The sequence below is a fragment of the Halobaculum limi genome (assembly GCF_029490015.1).
In the GTDB taxonomy this organism is placed as follows: Archaea; Halobacteriota; Halobacteria; order Halobacteriales; family Haloferacaceae; genus Halobaculum; species Halobaculum limi.
Map to the genome: position 1 here is coordinate 2,532,824 of NZ_CP120468.1, position 19,347 is coordinate 2,552,170.

At 67.9% G+C, this 19,347-nt stretch carries 21 protein-coding genes; 12 read left to right on the forward strand and 9 right to left on the reverse strand.

All coding sequences use genetic code 11. The annotated features are described in order from the left end of the window. Positions 1 to 168: 168 nt before the first annotated feature. Both P0D77_RS12875 and P0D77_RS12880 read left to right on the forward strand, forming a co-directional pair. Positions 169 to 441 carry a MarR family transcriptional regulator gene (locus P0D77_RS12875; RefSeq protein ID WP_277553488.1) on the forward strand — a complete coding sequence of 91 codons (273 nt, stop codon included), beginning with the start codon at positions 169 to 171 and terminating at the stop codon, positions 439 to 441. 77 nt (positions 442 to 518) lie between these two features. Continuing rightward, on the forward strand, positions 519 to 1,433 hold the full coding sequence (locus P0D77_RS12880; protein ID WP_277553489.1) for a glycosyltransferase family 2 protein: 915 nt from the start codon (positions 519 to 521) through the stop codon (positions 1,431 to 1,433). Positions 1,434 to 1,445: 12 nt separating this feature from the next. Here P0D77_RS12880 and P0D77_RS12885 read toward each other — a convergent pair whose 3' ends face one another. Then, complete coding sequence (locus P0D77_RS12885) at positions 1,446 to 2,279, reverse strand: amidohydrolase family protein (protein ID WP_277553490.1); 834 nt, start codon at positions 2,277 to 2,279, stop codon at positions 1,446 to 1,448. 207 nt (positions 2,280 to 2,486) lie between these two features. Between P0D77_RS12885 and thsA the strand changes: the two genes are divergently transcribed. Beyond that, a complete protein-coding gene (thsA, locus tag P0D77_RS12890) occupies positions 2,487 to 4,046 on the forward strand; it encodes a thermosome subunit alpha (protein ID WP_277553492.1) in 1,560 nt (519 codons plus the stop codon). Positions 4,047 to 4,088: 42 nt separating this feature from the next. On the opposite strand, the gene P0D77_RS12895 is transcribed toward thsA, so the two are convergent. Genes P0D77_RS12895 through P0D77_RS12905 form a run of 3 tightly spaced genes read right to left on the reverse strand, consistent with a single transcriptional unit; the run spans position 4,089 to position 6,137 of the window. Then, positions 4,089 to 4,688, reverse strand: a complete 600-nt coding sequence (locus P0D77_RS12895) for a trimeric intracellular cation channel family protein (RefSeq protein WP_277555805.1) — start codon at positions 4,686 to 4,688, stop codon at positions 4,089 to 4,091. A 44-nt stretch (positions 4,689 to 4,732) separates the two neighbouring features. After that, positions 4,733 to 5,554 carry an SAM hydrolase/SAM-dependent halogenase family protein gene (locus P0D77_RS12900; protein ID WP_277553493.1) on the reverse strand — a complete coding sequence of 274 codons (822 nt, stop codon included), beginning with the start codon at positions 5,552 to 5,554 and terminating at the stop codon, positions 4,733 to 4,735. A gap of 4 nt (positions 5,555 to 5,558) precedes the next feature. Further along, positions 5,559 to 6,137: a nicotinamide-nucleotide adenylyltransferase gene (locus P0D77_RS12905; RefSeq protein ID WP_277553494.1), complete on the reverse strand. Its 579-nt coding sequence runs from the start codon at positions 6,135 to 6,137 to the stop codon at positions 5,559 to 5,561. Positions 6,138 to 6,303: 166 nt separating this feature from the next. On the opposite strand from P0D77_RS12905, the gene lonB reads away from it, so the two are divergent. The 3 genes from lonB to P0D77_RS12920 all read left to right on the forward strand — a co-directional run bounded on the left by lonB (position 6,304) and on the right by P0D77_RS12920 (position 9,753). After that, a complete protein-coding gene (lonB, locus tag P0D77_RS12910; protein WP_277553495.1) occupies positions 6,304 to 8,424 on the forward strand; it encodes an ATP-dependent protease LonB in 2,121 nt (706 codons plus the stop codon). A 12-nt stretch (positions 8,425 to 8,436) separates the two neighbouring features. Beyond that, entirely contained in the window at positions 8,437 to 9,246 is an 810-nt protein-coding gene (locus P0D77_RS12915; protein ID WP_277553496.1) for a CPBP family intramembrane glutamic endopeptidase, read from the forward strand. Positions 9,247 to 9,321: 75 nt separating this feature from the next. Next, the gene (locus P0D77_RS12920; RefSeq protein WP_277553497.1) at positions 9,322 to 9,753 is read left to right on the forward strand and encodes a rhodanese-like domain-containing protein; all 432 of its coding nucleotides are present in this window, start codon (positions 9,322 to 9,324) and stop codon (positions 9,751 to 9,753) included. Between the two features lie 21 nt (positions 9,754 to 9,774). Here P0D77_RS12920 and P0D77_RS12925 read toward each other — a convergent pair whose 3' ends face one another. Then, a complete protein-coding gene (locus P0D77_RS12925) occupies positions 9,775 to 10,266 on the reverse strand; it encodes an MGMT family protein (RefSeq protein ID WP_277553499.1) in 492 nt (163 codons plus the stop codon). 113 nt (positions 10,267 to 10,379) lie between these two features. Between P0D77_RS12925 and trpC the strand changes: the two genes are divergently transcribed. The 5 genes from trpC to P0D77_RS12950 all read left to right on the forward strand — a co-directional run bounded on the left by trpC (position 10,380) and on the right by P0D77_RS12950 (position 15,586). Then, positions 10,380 to 11,186 carry an indole-3-glycerol phosphate synthase gene (trpC, locus tag P0D77_RS12930; protein WP_277553500.1) on the forward strand — a complete coding sequence of 269 codons (807 nt, stop codon included), beginning with the start codon at positions 10,380 to 10,382 and terminating at the stop codon, positions 11,184 to 11,186. 143 nt (positions 11,187 to 11,329) lie between these two features. Next, positions 11,330 to 12,511, forward strand: a complete 1,182-nt coding sequence (trpB, locus tag P0D77_RS12935) for a tryptophan synthase subunit beta (RefSeq protein ID WP_349770100.1) — start codon at positions 11,330 to 11,332, stop codon at positions 12,509 to 12,511. Continuing rightward, complete coding sequence (gene trpA, locus P0D77_RS12940) at positions 12,511 to 13,371, forward strand: tryptophan synthase subunit alpha (protein WP_277553502.1); 861 nt, start codon at positions 12,511 to 12,513, stop codon at positions 13,369 to 13,371. Before trpB ends, trpA begins: the two co-directional genes overlap by 1 nt. A 46-nt stretch (positions 13,372 to 13,417) precedes the next feature. Continuing rightward, on the forward strand, positions 13,418 to 14,215 hold the full coding sequence (locus P0D77_RS12945) for a 2-amino-3,7-dideoxy-D-threo-hept-6-ulosonate synthase (protein ID WP_277553503.1): 798 nt from the start codon (positions 13,418 to 13,420) through the stop codon (positions 14,213 to 14,215). A gap of 174 nt (positions 14,216 to 14,389) precedes the next feature. Next, positions 14,390 to 15,586 (forward strand): 3-dehydroquinate synthase II, encoded by a 1,197-nt coding sequence (locus P0D77_RS12950; protein ID WP_277553504.1) that lies wholly within the window; start codon positions 14,390 to 14,392, stop codon positions 15,584 to 15,586. 81 nt (positions 15,587 to 15,667) lie between these two features. On the opposite strand, the gene P0D77_RS12955 is transcribed toward P0D77_RS12950, so the two are convergent. From P0D77_RS12955 to P0D77_RS12970, 4 genes are all read right to left on the reverse strand, one after another. Further along, positions 15,668 to 16,051 (reverse strand): DUF7575 domain-containing protein, encoded by a 384-nt coding sequence (locus P0D77_RS12955; RefSeq protein WP_277553505.1) that lies wholly within the window; start codon positions 16,049 to 16,051, stop codon positions 15,668 to 15,670. Between the two features lie 112 nt (positions 16,052 to 16,163). Continuing rightward, on the reverse strand, positions 16,164 to 16,874 hold the full coding sequence (locus P0D77_RS12960) for a type I 3-dehydroquinate dehydratase (protein WP_277553506.1): 711 nt from the start codon (positions 16,872 to 16,874) through the stop codon (positions 16,164 to 16,166). Between the two features lie 58 nt (positions 16,875 to 16,932). Continuing rightward, positions 16,933 to 17,304 (reverse strand): DUF7994 family protein, encoded by a 372-nt coding sequence (locus P0D77_RS12965; protein ID WP_277553507.1) that lies wholly within the window; start codon positions 17,302 to 17,304, stop codon positions 16,933 to 16,935. A 58-nt stretch (positions 17,305 to 17,362) separates the two neighbouring features. Beyond that, a complete protein-coding gene (locus tag P0D77_RS12970; protein WP_277553509.1) occupies positions 17,363 to 18,373 on the reverse strand; it encodes a transcription initiation factor IIB in 1,011 nt (336 codons plus the stop codon). A gap of 184 nt (positions 18,374 to 18,557) precedes the next feature. Between P0D77_RS12970 and P0D77_RS12975 the strand changes: the two genes are divergently transcribed. Beyond that, a complete protein-coding gene (locus P0D77_RS12975) occupies positions 18,558 to 19,343 on the forward strand; it encodes a helical backbone metal receptor (RefSeq protein WP_277553510.1) in 786 nt (261 codons plus the stop codon). The last annotated feature ends 4 nt before the right edge of the window (positions 19,344 to 19,347 follow it).

Consider the following 19,347-nt stretch of genomic DNA (forward strand, 5'->3'; position numbering starts at 1 on the left):
GTTCATCCACCGTCGGCCGCGTCCGGTCCGAGTTTGTCTCAGCAGGGAGGACACGAATCGAACGAAACCGCAAGACTGCGGCGTGTGATATAATGCGTATAAGGGATATACACCACTTGGACTTGTATTGAGGCAACCTTTACCACTACCCTCCGGCTCGCAAGTGGTATGAGCACCAGTACCGCGGACCCGGACGCTGCCGACGCGCTCACCGAAACTGAATACCGTGATCTCTTGCGGGAACTTCCGCCCAGCGCGAAGCTCGTCGCAAAGGTCCTCGAGGGCGACGCTCCGCTCTCGCAGGGGCAACTCGCGGAGGAGTCGCTGCTGCCCGACCGCACGGTCCGCTACGCACTCAATCGGCTGGAAGAGCAGGGCCTCGTCGGCTCACGCTACTCCTTCAAGGACGCACGCAAGCAGGTATACTTCCTGAATCGGTAACCACGACGGGGTGGCCGTCGCCGCGGGCCACCGTTGCAGAACCCCTATTTTAAGTCATTCAGTCGCAACCATCGCCTATGGATCTCTCGGTCGTCGTCCCGACGCTCAACGGACGGGAGCGACTCGCCGCGAGCCTCGACTCGCTGGCGGCGGTCGCGCCGGGGGCGGAGGTCATCGTCGTCAACGGCCCCTCCGCCGACGGCACGACCGGGATGGTGCGCGACCGCGACGACGTGGACGTTCTCGTGGAGATATCCGCACGCAACGTCAACGTCGCCCGCAACGCCGGCATCGAAGTCGCGAGCGGCGACGCCGTCGCGTTCGTCGGCTACGACTACCGCGTCGAAGACGACTGGTACGCCGCCGTTCGGGCCGCGTTCGAGGAGGGCGCACCCGTCGTCACCGGTCCGCTTCGCCGGACGGTCAAAGGCGGCGCGACGAGTCAGGGCCCCGAGCGCAGACAGATCGCAGATCGGGAGGTGTCGTACTTCAACGGCCGCAACGTCGCGTTCCGACGCGGGGTGTTGGACGACCTCGACGGCTTCGACGAGTACCTCGAGACCGGCGGCGCACGCGACGCTTCCCACCGACTCGCAGGGATGAGCGTCCCCGTCGAGTGGGACGCAGAGATGGCCGCACGGCGGAAGTCGGAGGCGACCGATGGAGGCGTCGCCGACCGCGAACTCGGCTGGAAGTATCGCGCGCTCGCGTACCGACTCATCAAGAACTACGGTACCCGACCGACCGTCGTCCGGCGGACGCTGAGTCACGCCTCCAGCGACGCGGTCGCGGCCTTCCGCGACGTGCTCCGCGGCGACGCCACGCCGACCTCGTGGGCGGGGAACGGGCGCGACGTGGTGACGGGCATCGCCAGCGGCGTCTCGGACGGCCTCGTCGCCCGAACGAAAGACCGCTCACCGAGGCGGAACCCTAACGGCGTGTCGGCGCGGGCGGATCGTGCGGTCGCGCGGTACGACAGGCGCACCGAGTAGTCGACCACCGAGTCAGGCGTCTGCGCCCGGGGCGAGTCCTTCGATGACGCGCGCGGCGTTCTTCGAGAGCGCACGGTCAAGCAGGTCTTCCGACACGTCGAGCGTCAGAATCTCCATCACGCCCACGTCTGGGTGGGTGTCGGGCGCGCCCGACCCGAACAGGATGCGGTCGGGATGTTCCAGTAGTCCGCGTTCGAGCACGTCGCGGAAGCGGACGAAGGCGGTGTCGAGATACAGGTCGTCGTAGGAGTCGAGCAGTTCGAGCGCCCTGTCCATCAACTCGCGGTCGAGGGGGTAGCCGCCGAACGACGAGAGGATGACCGGGAAGTCGTACTCGAGAACGGTCTCTGCGACCGACGCGGGCGGATACCCCGTCCCCGCGTGGACCCTGACGGGTTCGCCTGCGGCCGCGAGTTGGTCGAGCGTCTCCTCGGTCGGCAGGCCGTCGTGAAGCGGGTCGAGGACGAACCCGTGGAGGCGACTGTCGTACGCGTACTGCTCGACGTCGCCGGGGCCGGTGTGGTGGTCGGCGGGCGCGGCGGTGAAGTTGCGAAGTCGCGAGACTGGCGAATCGCGTGGATCGCGCGGGCCGTTGAGTCGCGCCATCGCACAGAAGGGGCGGTCGACCGACAGCCGGGCGACGGCGTTGTTCGCGCGGAGGTACCCTTCGCCGGCGGGTCGCCGGCCGGGCGAGACGGCCGACTGCACGACGCCCGCCTGATGCATCTCGCGCTGGAGTCGCTCGGGCGACACCTCCCGCCCCCGCGAGGCGACGACGGCCCCGTCGTCGGGGTCGAGCCGGGCGTGGACGTCCACGACGCGGAACCCGTGCTCCAGTTCCAGCATTATCCACCCGGAGATACTCGCTCGACTTGAGTGTTGTAGTCTGCCCGTGCGGGGGTGGTGCGCCGACAGATTCATATCCCACACCCGGCCCTGCTGTTGAACGTGCGATCCGGTATCACTGTTCAGTCGCGCGGTTTTTGAAATGTTGTCGCAGATATGTTTATATAGAACAACAACCATTCTACTCGTTGATCATCTATGAGTTACATGCAGCAACCCCTCTACATCCTGACAGAGTCGACCCAGCGCACCAGCGGTCTCGACGCGCGCCGGTCGAACGTCGCCGCGGGACGCGCGGTAGCCAGCGCGGTCCGAACGACGCTCGGACCGCGCGGGATGGACAAGATGCTGGTTGACTCCTCTGGTGAGGTCGTCATCACGAACGACGGCGCGACCATCCTCAAGGAGATGGACATCGAGCACCCCGCCGCGCAGATGCTCGTCGAAGTCGCTGAGTCCCAGGAGGCCGAGGTCGGCGACGGCACGACGACCGCGGCCGTCCTTGCGGGCGAACTGCTCGCGCGTGCGGAAGACCTCCTCGACGACGACGTCCACGCGACCGCCGTGGTCGAAGGCTACCACGAGGCGTTGCGCCTCGCACTCGACGCCGTCGACGGGATGGTCATCGAGGGTGAGGTCGACCGCGACGTGCTCTTGACCGTCGCCGAGTCCGCGATGACCGGCAAGGGGACGGGCGACCTCGCAACCCACTCGCTGGCCGAGATCGTCGTCGACGCCGTGTTGCAGGTGGCCGACGACGACCGCCGCGTCGACCGCGACGACATCCGCGTGTTCACCCGCACGGGCGCGTCGGCGGCCGCGACAGAACTCGTTCGCGGTGTCGTGATCAAGAAAGAACCCGCGAACGACAACATGCCCCGCACGGTCGAGGACGCGACGGTCGCCGTCCTCGATCTGAAACTCGACGTGCGCTCCGGCGAAGTCGACACCGAGTACACCATCTCCTCGGTCGAGCAACTCGACGCTGCGCTCTCCGCGGAGGACGCCGAGCGCCGCAGCATCGCGAAGACGCTCTCGGAGGCAGGCGTGGACGTCGTCTTCTGCTCGAAGAAGATCTCCGACCCCGTCGCCGCGTACCTCGCCGACGCGGGCATCCTCGCGTTCTCGAACGTGAAGAAGTCCGACGCGCGTGCGTTCGCCCGCGCGACCGGCGCTCGCCGCCTCGGAACGCTCGACGGCATGGAGTCGGGTGACCTCGGCACCGCCGCCTCGGTCCGCGTCGAGAAGCACTCGGGCGACGACATCGCCTTCCTCGAGGGCAGCGACGACTCCCGAACCGTGACGCTGTTCGTCCGCGGGTCGACCGACCACGTGGTCGACGAGACCGAACGCGCGATCGACGACGCCCTCGGCGTGGTCGTTGCGGCGTTCGAGGACGGTGAGATCGTTCCCGGCGCAGGCGCAGTCGAGATCGCAGTCTCCGACCACCTCCGCGCTGGCGCGAACGCGATCACCGGCCGCAAGGCGCTGGCCGTCGAGGCGTTCGCCGACGCAGTCGACGCTATCCCGCGCACGCTCGCAGAGAACGCGGGGCTGGACCCAATCGACGCGCTGGTCGACCTCCGCGCGCGCCACGACCGCGACGGCGTCGCCGGCATCGTGATCGACGGGCCGACCGTCGAAATCACCAACCCCGCCGACGAGTCCGTCGTCGACCCCGCGGCCGTCAAGCGCGAGGCACTCCAGTCGGCCACCGAGGCCGCGACGATGATCCTCCGCATCGACGACGTCATCGCGGCGAACTGAGCGCGCGTACCGCACGAACACCACTCCGATTTTCCCGCCGACTCACGACAGCGTCGGTAACTCCCACTCGCCCCGCACTGCGAGGACGCGCAGGAGGAACACCCCGACCGCGACGCCGAGCGTGGCGGGCGCACCGACCACGCCCACCGCTCCGGCACCGACGTAGGCGACGCCGCCGAGGAGCGCGGGCGTCGCGTAGAAGTCCTCGCGGAGGACAGCGGGCGTCCGCGTGAGCAACAGATCAGAGAGACTGCCGCCGCCGACGCCGGTGAGCGTGGCCGTGACGACGACGCCGAACGCCGACAGGCCGGCGTCAAGGCCGACGGCCGCGCCGGAGGCGGCGAAGGCTGCGAGGCCGACCGCGTCGGCGACAAGGAACGCGGGGTGGTCCCGGACGCGGCCAGCGCTACCCGCGAGGAGCGTCGCGACCACGAGACCGACGACCACGCCGACGAGGACGACGGCGACGTCGCCGGTCGACCGGAGCGCGGCGGGCACTCGCCCCACGAGAACGTCGCGGGTGATACCGCCGCCCAGCGCCGTGAGGACGCCGAGCGTGGCGACACCGAACGGATCGAGGCCGGCGTCTGCACCCTTGAGTGCGCCTGCGACGGCGAACGCGAGGAGGCCGACGAGGTTCATCGCTGCGACCGCATCGGCGGGCGAGACTGCGGCCGCGGCCACGCTCACGCCGTCGGAATCGTCGCCTCGGTCGACTCCTCGAAGGAGAACGTCACCGACCGACCGGGAGCCAAGTCGAACGCCTCGTCGCCGCGGCCCTGGTTCACGTCACACTCGACGAAGCCGTGACTGCCGACCGTCACCAGCGGGTCGTGTTTCGACACGTCGGCGAACGTGTCGACGACGGGCACCTCGCGGCGACCCACGGCTGTCTCGACGACGACTGTCTCGCCGCTGTGGCCCGCGAGGAACTCGCCGGGAACGTTCGTCACGGTGTTGCCGAAGTCGTCGACGACGAGGACCTCCCCGAACGCCTGGGCTTCCTCGACGTGTGCATCGGGGAGGCGGTAGTCGTCGTAGTCGTCGACGCGCGAGAAGGCGTCGAGCGTCTCGATGGCGTCGACACCGACCTCGTGGACGCGAGCGGCGGCGGGTGCGAACACGTCGCGCCCGTGGAACGTGCTGGAGCGAGGGTCGTCGTCGTCGACGTCGAACACGTCGACGTCGTCGCGGTCAGCACCGTTCTCGGCGGCCAGCGCACGCGCCGGAGGGAGCAGACAGCCGTTGTCCGGACCGACCAGCGCGTGGTCACCAGCGCGGACACAGACTGCTGCGCGGTCGGTCCCGACACCGGGGTCGACGACGACGAGGTGGACGCCCGACGGGAACTCCGGGAGGACGAATCGAAGCCAGAAGGCGGCCGCTCGCGGGTCTCCTTGTGGGAGGTCGTGGGCGACGTCGACCAGGTCCGTGACGCCGTGCGAGCGGAGGACACCCTTCATCGCGGCGGGGTACGGCGAGCCGAAATCGGACGAAAGCGTCAACATTCGTTCAGGCGGGGTCGGGAGTGGAGCCGTTCGCGTCGGCGTCGTCGCCGGTGGAGCAGATACCGCGGTCGGCCCCGTTCGCGTCCGAGGAAGACACCTGTCGGATGCGGTCGACGCCGTCTATCTCGTCGATGGTTTCCGCCACTTCGTCGGGGACGAGGTCGCGCCAGCCGTCACCGCGGATCATCCGCTCGCGGAGTTCGCTTCCCTCCAACACCTCTCGCCGGAACATCGGCGAAGAGCGTACCTCGACGCCCGCCTCTTCGAACAGGCGAACGACGAGCGGATTGTTGGAGTAGGCGACGTCGAACTGCGGACACATCGACTGGACGTGGCTCACCCACACGGAGTTGCGTTCGAGGTCTTCGATGGGAACCGCGTAGGTGGTGACGTCGAACTCCGAGAGTGCCTGGGTGACCATCATCACGCGTTCTCCGGCGGTGAATGGGTTGCGCCGGGTGTGGGAGTCACCGGCCGACCCGATGCCGAGGACGAGTTCGTCGACGTCCTCGGCGATCTCCTCGACCATATGGTGGTGGCCGTTGTGGTACGGCTGGAACCGACCGATGTAGAACCCCCGCATACGAGACCGTATCTCGCGGCGAGTTTAAAAGCCCGGCGAGTCCCCCTGCCGCGCGTGTTCGTTGGGTTCGGCCCCGCTCGTGAGTGTTCTCACGAGAGCGCGAGCCGTTCACGGGGGGAGAAAGTATATGAATTGAGGAACCCTGATTATCAGTAGCGACGATTCTATGAGCAACGACAGAACCGACAGCCGGGAGGACGACGAGGTCCTCGATCACGAGGACGACCCCGTCGTCGACGATCCTGGGTCTAACGGCGCGGGCGAGTCGCCACCTGGCGGCCGCTCGGTCGGAGCGGCGAACGAGCCCTCCGACGAGGACGCCGACATCGACGACCTGGGGAGCGACGTCAAGATCGACGCCGAGATCGACGAGGACGCGGAAGATGAACTCCTCGGCGGCCTCCAGATCGACTCGACCGACGACATCGAGGTCCCCGACCGGCTCGTGGATCAGGTGATCGGGCAGGAACACGCCCGCGACGTGGTGATGAAGGCGGCCAAGCAGCGCCGTCACGTGATGATGATCGGCTCGCCCGGGACGGGCAAGTCGATGCTCGCGAAGGCGATGTCTGAACTCCTCCCGAAAGAGGAGTTGCAGGACGTCCTCGTGTACCACAACCCCGACGACGGCAACAACCCCAAGGTGCGGACGGTTCCCGCCGGAAAGGGTGAGCAGATCGTCGAGGCGCACAAAGAGGAGGCACGCAAGCGCAACCAGATGCGCTCGTTCCTCATGTGGATCATCATCGCGGTGGTGCTGGGCTACTCGCTGCTCGTCGTGAGCAACGTGCTGCTCGGCATCCTCGCGGCGGGTATCATCTACCTCGCGTTCCGCTACGGCTCGCGCGGCAGCGACTCGATGATTCCGAACCTGCTGGTGAACAACGCCGACGAGAAGTCCGCCCCGTTCGAGGACGCGACGGGCGCACACGCCGGTGCGCTGCTGGGCGACGTCCGTCACGACCCGTTCCAGTCCGGTGGGATGGAGACGCCGAGCCACGACCGCGTCGAGGCCGGCGCGATCCACAAGGCGAACAAGGGCGTCCTGTTCATCGACGAGATCAACACCCTCGACATCCGCTCACAGCAGAAGCTGATGACGGCGATTCAGGAGGGCGAGTTCTCCATCACCGGCCAGTCCGAGCGCTCCTCGGGCGCGATGGTCCAGACGGAACCAGTCCCGACGGACTTCATCATGATCGCGGCGGGGAACCTCGACGCGATGGAGAACATGCACCCCGCGCTGCGCTCGCGCATCAAGGGGTACGGGTACGAGGTGTACATGGACGACACCATCGACGACACGCCCGAGATGCGCCGCAAGTACGCGCGCTTCGTGGCCCAGGAGGTCGCGAAAGACGGCCGTCTGCCCGCGTTCGACGACGAGGCCATCGAGGAGGTCATCCTCGAAGCCCGTCGTCGCGCCGGGCGGAAGGGCCACCTCACGCTCGAACTGCGGAATCTCGGTGGTCTCGTCCGCGTGTCGGGCGACATCGCCCGCTCGCAGGACGCGGCGGTCGTCACGCGTGAACACGTGCTCGAAGCGAAGGGCCGCTCGCGCTCCATCGAACAGCAACTCGCGGACGACTACATCGAGCGCCGCAAGGACTACGAACTGCAGGTCTCCGACGGCTACGAGGTCGGCCGCGTCAACGGCCTCGCCGTGATGGGCGAGGACTCCGGGATTATGCTCCCGGTGATGGCCGAAGTCACGCCCTCGCAAGGGCCCGGCCAAGTCATCGCCACCGGCCAACTGCAGGAGATGGCCGAGGAGGCCGTCCAGAACGTCTCGGCGATCATCAAGAAGTTCTCTGACGAGGACATCACCGAGAAAGACATCCACATCCAGTTCGTCCAGACGGGCGGCAGCGGCGTCGACGGGGACAGCGCGTCCATCACCGTCGCCACCGCCGTCATCTCCGCGCTGGAGAACGTGGGCGTCGACCAGAGCCTCGCGATGACCGGGTCGCTGTCGGTCCGCGGCGACGTGCTCCCGGTCGGCGGCGTCACCCACAAGATCGAGGCCGCCGCCAAGTCCGGCTGTACCCGCGTCATCATCCCGAAGGCCAACGAGCAGGACGTGATGATCGAAGACGAGTACAAGGAGATGGTCGAGATCATCCCCGTCGAGCACATCTCGGAGGTGCTCGACATCGCGCTGGAAGGCGAGGCCGAGAAGGACTCGCTCGTCGACCGCCTCAAGAGCATCACCGGCTCCGCGCTGGAGAAGACCGGCGAGGGCGCTGGTACCGGCACCGGCGGCCCGACCAGTCCCAGCCCACAGTAACGAACCCACGCCGTGACGCGCTGGACCGCGTTCGCGGCGCTTTCGACCGTCGTCCTCTTCTTACTGCTCGGACTCGCACGCCTCTCGCAGGCGCAGTTTTCATCCGCCACAGAGCCGCAGGCTCGCACCGCCGAGCGAGCGCCCGAAGCACCAGCCGCTCTCGACGGACCGTCGTATCACCCCGCCCTCGACCACGACCCCGGACTCGCGTCACCCGAGCGTAGTCCCGTCGCCGCCGCGGAGGCGGAGGCGTCGATGTCGGCAGGGGCGCTGCTCGCGAACGTTGCGCTCTCACAGGGCGTGTTCGGGGCGATGCTCGTCGCCGCCGCGGTGTGGGCGAACGTTCCCCTTGCCGCGTTCGGCGTCGGAAGAGTGACGACGACTCATCTCGCAGTCGGTGTCGGACTCGGCGTCCTCTTGTGGGTCGCGAGCGAGGCCGCCGGGCGCGTCGCTGAGCGATTCGGCGTCGCGGTGAACGAACGGATGCGCGGTGCACTCGCCCCCGACAGCGTCGGCGGGTGGGTGGTATTGCTGACGCTCGTGTTGCCGACGGTCGCAGTGTTCGAGGAACTCCTCTTCCGGGGAGTGCTGGTGGGCGCGATGGCGACCGGGTTCGGCCTCTCGCCGTGGCTGCTGGCAGTGGGGTCGTCGGTGGCGTTCGCGGTCGGGCACGGCGCACAGGGGCGCGCGGGTATCGTCGCTACCGGGGTGCTGGGGTTCGTCCTCGCGGCGGCGTTCGTCCTGACAGACAGTCTCACCGTCGTCGTCGTCGCCCACTACCTCGTGAACGCGCTGGTGTTTCTCGTCCACGAGCGTCCGTGAGGTCCCGAACGAGGCTCGCGCGTGCAGGTCGATTCCGGCGGTAGTTCTTTCTCACGTCGTCGCCGCGGTACTGGTATGAGTGACCGCCTGCAACACGCGTGGGAGATGGCCGAGGAGGCAGAAGAACACGTCGAGGTGATCTCTGTCGAGGAGGCACACGACGAGTGGACCGCCCTCCGTGACGACGACACGGACACGATATTTCTCGACGTGCGCGACGTACGCGAACGGTGGATCGAAGGTGCGATTCCCGACGACGCGCACGCACCGCGGGGGATGCTGGAGTTCTGGGCCGACCCCGAGACGACGTACTACCGCGACTACTTCCAGACCGACCAGCGGTTCGTCTGTTACTGCAACGAGGGCGGTCGCTCGGCGTTAGCGGCGAACGTGTTGCAGGAGATGGGATTCGAGGACGTCGCGCACGTCGCCGGCGGCTTCACCGCGTGGCAGGACGCGGGGTACGACCAAGCGGCCGTCGACCAACCGGACTACTCGGATCGGTAAGGACGCTCGGCGAGGCGCACGTCAGTTGGCGCGGATGCCCTCGATGTCGCGGAGTCGCTCGGCAACGTCGGGCGGCGTCGCCCCCTCGACGCCGCGCACGCGGTGGTCGGGGACGATGATCGGAAGCGGGTTCTCGCGGAGGGCGGTACGCGCCGTCTGCAGGTCGTCTTCGTCCTCGTGGTCGAGACCAGAAGTCATCCGCACGACTAGCTCCAGGTCGGCCTCGTCGCCGTAGGGGACGTTCCGGACAGACTCCAGCACCTCACGCTGGTCTGTGGGAACGGTGATGGCGACGGCGACGTCGCCGAAGTCGTCTTCAGCACCGGTGAGATACTCGTGGAGGCGGTCGAGCAGCGAGTGAACGCCGTTAGCGTCGTCGGGGAGCGTCTCGGGGAACGACACGGAGATGATCCGTCCGCTCGCCGTTCCGACCTCGATCGGTCGCCCGATGGCGTCGAACTCGCGGCCGAACACGCCCGTATCACCAAGCCCGCCGTCGGTTCTCACAGTCATACACGAACGAACGCCCCGCCGAGGTTTCAATCCCGCGAGGGGACGCCGCTCCCGCGAGCGCAGCCGCCAACGACGCAACTCTTTTGTGCGAAACAATCCACCGATGTACATAGATGAACACTCAATCGGAGGAACTCGCACCGGCGGTGCGCTCCATCCTCGACGCGGCGGCGGAGCGACCCGGCGGAGACGAGCGCCTGTCGGTGGAGGCGCAGTCGCTCCCCGACGCGTTCGCGCGTGCGGAGGCCGAGGGACGGGTCCCCGTCATCGCGGAGGTGAAGCCGACGAGTCCGACGACTCAGGGAGAACGGTCGGACGATCCCGTGGAGTTGGCCGAGGCGATGGTCGACGGCGGCGCGGCAGCGCTGTCGGTGTTGACCGAACCGGACCACTTCGACGGCTCCGTGGAGAACCTCGAACGGATCCGCGAGGCCGTCGACGTGCCCGTGTTGCGCAAAGATTTCGTCGTGCGTGAGGACCAACTCGACGCCGTCGAGGCGGACCTGGTCTTGCTCATCGCGCGGTTCGTCGGCGACGACCTGGCGGCCCTCGTCGACGCGGCCCGCGACCGAGGCTTCCAGCCACTCGTCGAGGTCCACACCGCAGACGAACTCGCGGCGGCCCTTGACGCCGGAGCCGACATCGTCGGCGTGAACAACCGTGACCTCGCGAAGTTGGAGGTGGACCTCTCGACGTTCGAGACGGTCGCACCCGAGGTTCCGGAGGACGTGACACTCATCGCGGAGTCGGGCATCTCGACGCCGGCGGACGCACGGCGGATGCGCGCGGCGGGCGCGGACGGTCTGCTCATCGGGTCGGCAATTATGGACGCGGAGGGGACCGACGAAGCCGGGACCGGCGGCGACGTGACCGCCAACACCCGGCGATTTACGTCTGCGGAGTCGGAGGGAGACGTATGAGTAGCGAGGGTGAGCGAAGCGAGGCCGCGAATCGAACGGGGAGCGAGGCGGCCGGAGACGGCGGCGGGGGCGACGGCGAGTGGGTCACCGCTGGAGACGGCAAGTTCGGTCGCTACGGCGGCCAGTACGTCCCCGAGGCACTGATGCCGGCCATCGAGGAGTTGACCGACGCCTACGAGCGGTACGTCCTCAACAACGAGGACGGCTTTATGGACGAGTTCCGCCAGCGGATTCGCGACTTCGGTGGACGGCCCACGCCGCTCCAGCGCGCGGATCGCCTGTCTGAGCGGTACGACACCGAGGTGTACCTCAAGCGTGAGGATCTGCTCCACGGCGGCGCACACAAACTCAACAACGCCCTCGGGCAGGTGCTCCTGGCGAAGTACATGGGCAAAGAGCGCATCATCGCGGAGACGGGCGCGGGCCAACACGGCACCGCGACGGCGATGGCGGCCGCACACCTCGGGATGCCGTGTGAGGTGTATATGGGGGAACGCGACATCAATCGCCAGCGTCCCAACGTCTTCCGGATGAAGATCAACGGCTCGGAAGTGACGCCCGTGACGACCGGTCGCGGGACGCTGAAGGAGGCCATCTCCGAGACGATGCGCGACTGGGCGACGAACGTCGAGGACACCCACTACGTCATCGGGTCCATCGTCGGTCCGCACCCGTTCCCGCAGATGGTGCGCGACTTCCAGGCGCTCATCTCCGAGGAGGCACGGCGGCAGATTCGCGACCAGACCGGGGGCCTCCCGGACTCGGTCGTCGCCTGCGCGGGCGGCGGGTCGAACACGATGGGGTCGTTCCACCACTTCGTCGGAGACGAAGGCGTGGACCTGCTGGCCGTCGAGGCCGGCGGATCGTCGCTCGCCGTCGACGAGGCAGAGGGCGTCGCACCCAACTCCGCGTCGCTGTCGACGGGGACGGAAGGCGTCCTCCACGGCGCACGCACCAAACTCCTACAGGACCGTGACGGTCAGATCGTCGAGAGCCACTCCGTCTCCTCGGGCTTAGACTACGCGGGCGTCGGCCCGGAACTGGCGTACCTCGTCGACGAGGACCGCGTCACGCCCGTCAACGTCGACGACGACGCGGCTATCGAGGGCTTCCACCGCCTCTCGCAGGAGGAGGGCATCATCCCCGCGCTGGAGACGGCCCACGCACTCGGCTACCTCCACGAACACCACGAGGAACTCGGCGATGTGACCGTGATCAACGTATCCGGACGCGGTGACAAAGACCTCGACACGGCCATCGAAGAGACGACGAAACGCGACATCGCGAACGCGCCGGATATGTCGATGTTCGAGGGGGGACTGTGATGACGGACGCCCCATCTTCCGAGGCCATCGCCGCCGCCTTCGCGGACGGCCCGGCGTTCGTCCCGTATCTCGCCGTCGGCGACCCCGACTACGAGTCGTCGCTGGCGTACGTGGAGGCACTCGAACGCGGCGGAGCCGACATCATCGAACTCGGCCTCCCGTTCTCCGAACCCATCGCCGAGGGACCGACCATCCAGAACGCCGTCGTCCGGGCGCTGGAAGCCGGGATGACGCCGACGCGCTTCTTCGAGTTCGTCGAGGAAGTCGACGTTGACGTACCGCTCGTCTGTATGACGTACTACAATCTGATCTACCAGTACGGCGACAGCGACGGCCCGCGCGACTTCGTGAAACAAGCCGCCGAGGTCGGTCTCTCGGGGTTCGTCGTCCCCGACCTCCCCGCAGAGGAGGCGGGACCGCTGCGAGAGGCGTGCGACGAGTTCGGACTGGACCTCGTCTCTATCGTCGCGCCAACGACGGGCGAAGACCGCCTTCAGCGACTCGTCGACGTCTCTTCGGGCTACCTGTACGTGCAGGCGCGACTGGGCGTCACCGGCGCGTCGTCGTCGGTGTCGGGACAGACGACGGAGTCGCTGACGCGGCTCGCGGACGTCGACCTGCCGAAGGCGGTCGGCTTCGGCATCTCCTCGGGCGAACAGGCGGCGACCATCGTCGAGAGCGGGGCAGACGGCATCATCGTCGGCTCCGCGCTCGTGGACATCGTCGCCGAGGGCCACGCGAACGACGACTCGACCGAGGCGGTGGCCGACCGCCTCGAAACGAAGGCACGCGAACTGAAGCAGGGTGCGGTCGACGGATACGGGCGACGGACGCCGGCACCCGAAGGTACATCCGACTGAGCCGTTCGCAAGCCATTTACCCCCGATAGATACACGTTCACACATCATGAAACTCGCCGGACTCGACGCACGACTCGATCGCATCTCCACAGACGACCGCATCCTGATGGTCCCGATGGACCACGGCATCACCCTCGGCGCGGTGAAAGGGCTGAAAGACATCGAGGGCACCATCGACGCCGTCACGCGCGGCGGCGCCGACGCCGTCCTCACGCAGAAGGGCATCGCCCCCCGCGTCCACGACCACAAGAACGGCGCGGGCTACGTCGTCCACGTCAACGCCTCCACCGCCGTCGGCCCGGAGGCGAACGACAAACGACCGACGGGGTCGGTGAAAAGCGCCATCCGCGCCGGCGCCGACGCCGTCTCGATGCACATCAACGTCGGCTCCGACTACGAACCCGAGCAGATGACGTTCCTCGCGGAACTGTGCGAGGAGGCCGGCGACTACGGGATTCCCGTCCTCGCGATGGCGTACGCCCGCGGTGCGAACCTCGAGGGCGAGGACCCCGAACACGACGCAGAATACCTCGGCCACGCCGTCCGCCTCGCCGAGGAGTGTGGCGCGGACCTCGTGAAGACGGCCTACTCGGGCGACGCCGAGAGTTTCGAACACGTCTGTGAGTCCACCAGCCTGCCGGTCATCATCGCGGGCGGGTCGCCCGTGAGCGACCTCGCGACGCTGGAGAACGTCCGCGGCGCGATGGACGCGGGCGCGGCGGGCGTCTCGATGGGGCGGACCATCTTCCAGCACGACGACCCCGAGGCGATGACGCGCGCGGTGTCGGCGGTCGTCCACGACGACGCCGACGCGGAGGACGCGCTGTCGGCGTCCGGGCTGTAATCGGCTCACGGCGCGGTCACGAGAGCTTCTTTCGGACTGTGCGCGCGAGTGACCGCCTCGGCGGTCGAAGCGGACTGTCTGCTCGCAGCAACTGCTGTTCCATCGTCGGCACGCGACCCTCGTGGGGTCGCCGTATTCGCCACGTTAAAGCGGCGTCCCCGATAGCGACCGACAATGACACGAACGCGGAGCGTCTGGGTGCGCGCCGACGACGGCGTCGGCGACTGGGACGCGCGACGACAGCGGATCACCGCCGGTCTCGAAGCCGGCGTCGACTGGGTACTCGTCGACGAACGCGACGTGGCGAAGGTGCGCGAACTCGGCGACGTGAACGTCGCGGCGTTCCGCTCGGACGCCGACGTCGACGTGATCGGTGAAGCAGAGTCCGACGGCATAGACGCGACCGCCGACGCCTACATCGTCGGGAAAGACGGCGAGGGAGACGGCACTGTGGACCTCCCCTCGGACCTGTCGGGGTCGGCCGACCTGTCGACGCTGCGGCGCGACGACAACCGTGCGCAGGGGGCGTACATCCGCATCTTCGACGAGGAGTACGAGGGCTTCGCGGAGGCGGCCGCCCGCGACGCGGAGTTCGTCGTCGTCGCCAGCGAGAACTGGCAGATCATCCCGCTGGAGAACCTCATCGCCCGCATCGGCGACGACACCACGCTCGTCGCTGGTGCGACCACGGCCGAGGAGGCGCGGACGGCGTTCGAGACGCTCGAACTCGGCGCGGAGGGCGTCCTCCTGGACACCGACGACCCCGACGAGATTCGCAAGACGGTCGAAGTGCGCGACGAGGCCGACCGCGAGACGCTCGATCTGACGACCGCGACGGTCACGGCAGTCGAGCGAACTGGCTCTGCCGACCGCGTCTGCGTCGACACCGGGTCGATGATGGACCACGACGAGGGGATGCTCGTCGGGTCGATGTCCCGAGGGCTGTTCTTCGTCCACGCGGAGACGGCCGACTCGCCGTACGTCGCCTCCCGCCCGTTCCGGGTGAACGCGGGCGCGGTCCACGCGTACGTCCGGACGCCCGACGGCGGCACGAAGTACCTCAGCGAACTCCAGTCGGGCGACCAGGTGCAGGTCGTCGACACGGAGGGCAAGACGCGCGAGGCCATCGTCGGACGCGTGAAGATAGAGAAACGACCGATGTTCCGCCTGCAGGCGGAAGTCGAGACGGAGTCGGGCGAGACTGACCGCATCGAGACGCTCATCCAGAACGCCGAGACGGTGAAAGTCGCCACCAGCGAGGGTCGCGTCGCCGTCACCGACCTCACGGAGGGCGACGAGGTGCTCGTCTACTACGAGGACGTCGCTCGCCACTTCGGTGAGGCCGTCGAAGAGTCGATCATCGAGAAGTAACGGTTCCGAGCGTCCGGGACAGATTCGGAAAACCGCCGTCCGCTCTGGAGACCGACGAAGTCGAGGGCGCGAGGCCGCCCGTTACGACTCGCGTTCGACGTACTCGAACTCTACCGAACAGTACCAACAGAAGCCAATCGAGAGGTCGACCTCACGGCCACACCGTGGACACGCCAGGCCGGTCGAGCGCACGTCTCGCCGCGCGAGGACGTAGGCGTCGAGCGCCGACAGCGCCAACACGGCGACGAGGGGGACGGCGACGCCGAGTTCGGAGCGGGTTGCTGTCGCGTTGGCGACCGCGGGGAACTCCCCCACCATCTCCGTGCCGAACAACCCGACGAACACGAGTCCAGATCCGACGAGGAGTGCGAGCCACGCGAAGCCACGGCTCCACCGCCGGAGGTAGGCGTGGCCCAGCGCGGGCACGACCGCGAGCGCGGCCGCGAGGACGGGGCGTCGTCGCATTGTTCGCCAGAGACTGCCGACCGATAAGAAGCTTCTCACGGCCCGTCCGACGCGTGTCAGCCACGTGGCGTCGTGCCGTCGGCCGTCGACTGCCGGTGACGCTCTCCCACGACTACAACAGGTCGTCCACGAGTCGCCGCAGCGTCGCGAGGTCGTACTGTCCGGGCGCGGTCGCGTCGGCGGCGTTCACGGGTGCGTAGCCGAGTCGGGAGCCGTACACCGGTGCGACGGCGCGGGTGTGGCTCCCCGCCTCGCCCATCGCCATCGTCGCTACGCGGTCGCCGCGGGCGGTCGCTCGGTGGGTCGCGGTCAGCAGCGCCAGCGCCTCCTCGGTCGTGTGCGCGGTGACGGCGAGTTTCCCCACGTCGCCTGCGGAAGCGGCGGCACCCAAGAGTGCATCGAGCGTCCGCGGGTCGGGCGTACCCGTGAAGTCGTGGACCGAGGCGACGACCGCCACGTCGTGGTCGTGGGCGCGGTTGAGCAACTCGTCGACGCCGACGTCGTTCGTCCCGGTTGGTCGCCCGCGCAGCGTCGCCAGTTCCACGTCGACGGCGGCGACGGCGTCGTACTCCACGGCTGCGGCGAGCGCATCGAGTCGACCGTACGGGGCGGTCTCGCCCCCTTCCCAGTGGGGCCGGTTCGTGACGAGGAGCGGCAACTCTCCGTCGTAGGACGCGAGCGCATCCAGCGGGTGCTCCGCCAAGTCCATCCGGAACTCGACGCAGTCGGCGTCGTCGCGGGCGTCGGGTTCTGCCGTGAGGTCGGCGGTGCTCGCACACAGCGAAAACGAGTCGAGATCGAGGGCGTCGAGATCGATCGGCATAGTCGTGCGTGCGCGACCGGGGCGGAAAAGCCCACCCGTGCCGTGCAACCTACGCCGCCTACTGGTCGTCGGAGATGACTGACGGCCGACGCTGAAGCATCGCGACGCCGAGGCCGAGGACGAACACGCCGGCGAGAACGATCGCCAGGCCGAACAGGTCGCCGTTGCGCATCTGGTCGGTTCCGAGTATGCACATCCCCACCCCGAGCGAACAGTCTGCGAGTCCCCGGAGCGTCACGTGGTCGACGGTCCGTTCACCGACCTGTCGCTCGACTCTGAGACCGGCGAGGAGTGCGAGACCACCGCCGACGCCGAACAGTAGCGTCGCGGCCGCCAGCGGCAGTTCGTCGGGGACGCCGAACAACACGAGGACGCCCGCGGCGATTCCGAGCAAGAGCACTCCCTGCAGGAGTTCGAGTCGTGCACGCATCGCTCGTCGGGTCGGGCGACGCGAACAAAAGCGGTCCGGTGAGAGTCGTTCCGGCCGTTCAGGCGACGAGGCCGTCCTCGGCTTCCAGCAGTTCGTGGTAGCGGTTGCGGATGGTGACCTCGGAGATGTCCGCGACCTCCGAGACGGCCGCCTGCGTCGTCTTCTCGTTGGTGAGGAGGGCGGCGGCGTAGACGGCCGCGGCGGCGAGACCGACCGGCGACTTGCCCGAGTGGACGCCTTTCTCTTTGGCGTTCTTCAGGAGTTGCTTCGCACGCATCTCCGACTCCTCGGAGAGTTCTAGGGAGGAGGCGAACCGCGGGACGTACTGTTCGGGGTCGGCGGGCTTGACCTCCAGTTTGAGTTCGCGGACGACGTAGCGGTACGTCCGCGCGACCTCGTCTTTCGAGACGCGCGAGACGTCTGCAATCTCGTCGAGGCTGCGCGGGACGCCAGCCATCCGGGCGGCGGCGTACACACAGGCCGTCGAGACACCCTCGATGGAGCGGCCGGGCAGGAGGTCGTCGTCGAGTGCGCGGCGGTAGATGACAGAGGCGGTTTCGCGGACGTTGTCCGGAAGACCGAGGGCGGAGGCCATCCGGTCGATCTCACCGAGCGCCTGCTTCAGGTTGCGCTCTTTGGAGTCGCGCGTGCGGAACCGCTCGTTCCACTTGCGCAGGCGGCGCATCTTCTGTCGCTGGCGAGCGCCGAGCGAACGACCGTACGCGTCTTGGTCGCGCCAGTCGATGTTGGTCGACAGGCCCTTGTCGTGCATCGTGTTCGTCGTCGGCGCACCGACGCGGGACTTCTGGTCTTTCTCGGCGGCATCGAACGCGCGCCACTCGGGGCCGCGGTCGACGGAGTCCTCTTCGACGACGAGGCCGCACTCCGCACAGACGGTCTCGCCGTGTTCTTCGTCTTGGATGACGTTGCCGCTACACTCGGGGCAGACGAGTCCCTCGTCGTCGGTCTGCTCCTGTTCGGTCTCGTCTTCCTCCTCGGTTCGGTGTTCGTGTGCGATTCGTCCGTCGCGCCCGGTCGGTCGGCGTCGGGTGTGGGTTTTGTCGCTCATCGGCAGTAGGGGCGTGCGCCCCGCGGGGAATACAAAAAACCCCCCAGGGTGACTCTGTGCCCAACCGACGGACGAGGAATATAAAAAGGAAACGATCTCAGGATCGTCGTCGCCACGCCGTCTGCGGATCGGAAACCGACAGACGAGAGCCTTATGTGTGGGTGGGTCTCACGCCTGATCAACGATGATAGATCGGGTCGTCTCGCTCGCTCCCAGTGCGACCGCCACCATAGCTGCGCTCAGCGCGGGCGACCGACTCGTCGGCGTGACACACGCCTGCCCCCGTCCGGGTAACTGGGGCGGTGGCGACGAGGACGCCCCGAGCATCGTGGGTGGGTGGCCCAATCCGGATCTGGACGCGGTGGCGGCGCTCGACCCGGAAATCGTACTCACCTGCGATGCGCTCCAGCGCGAGACGGTCGAAGGGCTTCGCGACCGAGGTGTTCGCGTCGCACACGCCGAACCGACGCGACTGGCTGACGTGTTCGAGTACGTCGAGGCCGTCGGCGCGGCGGTCGGCGTCGGCGAGAAGGGCGAACGGTTGGCCGCGCGCCTCCGCGACCGCGTCGACCGGGTTCGCGAAGCGGTCCCCGCCGACGACGCCGAGCGGCCCGTCGTGTACGCCGAGGAGTGGGGCGACCCCCCGATGGCGGCGGGCAACTGGGTGCCCGACGCAGTCGCGGCCGCCGGCGGGCAGTGCCCGTTTGTCGAGGCGGGCGAGCGGTCGTGTGCCGTCGACCGTGACACGGTCGAAGCCGCGGCTCCCGACCACGTCTTCTTGCACTGGTGTGGAGTGAATCAGGTTCCGGACGAGCGAACGCTCGCGGAACGAGGGTGGACGGTCGACGCCGCGGTCCACGTCGTCGACGACGACGTGTTCAACCAGCCGAGTCCGCGACTCGTCGACGGCATCGAACTGCTTGCATGGACACTCCACGGTGTCGACGTGGGACCACGTTCGAGCGAGTGATCGG

Excerpts from the sequence above, each read along its gene's own strand:
- P0D77_RS12875 (WP_277553488.1), top strand. The coding sequence starts at position 169 with ATGAGCACCAGTACCGCGGACCCGGACGCTGCCGACGCGCTCACCGAA.
- P0D77_RS12880 (WP_277553489.1), top strand. The coding sequence starts at position 519 with ATGGATCTCTCGGTCGTCGTCCCGACGCTCAACGGACGGGAGCGACTC.
- P0D77_RS12885 (WP_277553490.1), bottom strand. The coding sequence starts at position 2,279 with ATGCTGGAACTGGAGCACGGGTTCCGCGTCGTGGACGTCCACGCCCGG.
- thsA (WP_277553492.1), top strand. The coding sequence starts at position 2,487 with ATGCAGCAACCCCTCTACATCCTGACAGAGTCGACCCAGCGCACCAGC.
- P0D77_RS12895 (WP_277555805.1), bottom strand. The coding sequence starts at position 4,688 with ATGAACCTCGTCGGCCTCCTCGCGTTCGCCGTCGCAGGCGCACTCAAG.
- P0D77_RS12900 (WP_277553493.1), bottom strand. The coding sequence starts at position 5,554 with ATGTTGACGCTTTCGTCCGATTTCGGCTCGCCGTACCCCGCCGCGATG.
- P0D77_RS12905 (WP_277553494.1), bottom strand. The coding sequence starts at position 6,137 with ATGCGGGGGTTCTACATCGGTCGGTTCCAGCCGTACCACAACGGCCAC.
- lonB (WP_277553495.1), top strand. The coding sequence starts at position 6,304 with ATGAGCAACGACAGAACCGACAGCCGGGAGGACGACGAGGTCCTCGAT.
- P0D77_RS12920 (WP_277553497.1), top strand. The coding sequence starts at position 9,322 with ATGAGTGACCGCCTGCAACACGCGTGGGAGATGGCCGAGGAGGCAGAA.
- P0D77_RS12925 (WP_277553499.1), bottom strand. The coding sequence starts at position 10,266 with ATGACTGTGAGAACCGACGGCGGGCTTGGTGATACGGGCGTGTTCGGC.
- trpC (WP_277553500.1), top strand. The coding sequence starts at position 10,380 with ATGAACACTCAATCGGAGGAACTCGCACCGGCGGTGCGCTCCATCCTC.
- trpB (WP_349770100.1), top strand. The coding sequence starts at position 11,330 with ATGCCGGCCATCGAGGAGTTGACCGACGCCTACGAGCGGTACGTCCTC.
- trpA (WP_277553502.1), top strand. The coding sequence starts at position 12,511 with ATGACGGACGCCCCATCTTCCGAGGCCATCGCCGCCGCCTTCGCGGAC.
- P0D77_RS12945 (WP_277553503.1), top strand. The coding sequence starts at position 13,418 with ATGAAACTCGCCGGACTCGACGCACGACTCGATCGCATCTCCACAGAC.
- P0D77_RS12950 (WP_277553504.1), top strand. The coding sequence starts at position 14,390 with ATGACACGAACGCGGAGCGTCTGGGTGCGCGCCGACGACGGCGTCGGC.
- P0D77_RS12955 (WP_277553505.1), bottom strand. The coding sequence starts at position 16,051 with ATGCGACGACGCCCCGTCCTCGCGGCCGCGCTCGCGGTCGTGCCCGCG.
- P0D77_RS12960 (WP_277553506.1), bottom strand. The coding sequence starts at position 16,874 with ATGCCGATCGATCTCGACGCCCTCGATCTCGACTCGTTTTCGCTGTGT.
- P0D77_RS12965 (WP_277553507.1), bottom strand. The coding sequence starts at position 17,304 with ATGCGTGCACGACTCGAACTCCTGCAGGGAGTGCTCTTGCTCGGAATC.
- P0D77_RS12970 (WP_277553509.1), bottom strand. The coding sequence starts at position 18,373 with ATGAGCGACAAAACCCACACCCGACGCCGACCGACCGGGCGCGACGGA.
- P0D77_RS12975 (WP_277553510.1), top strand. The coding sequence starts at position 18,558 with ATGATAGATCGGGTCGTCTCGCTCGCTCCCAGTGCGACCGCCACCATA.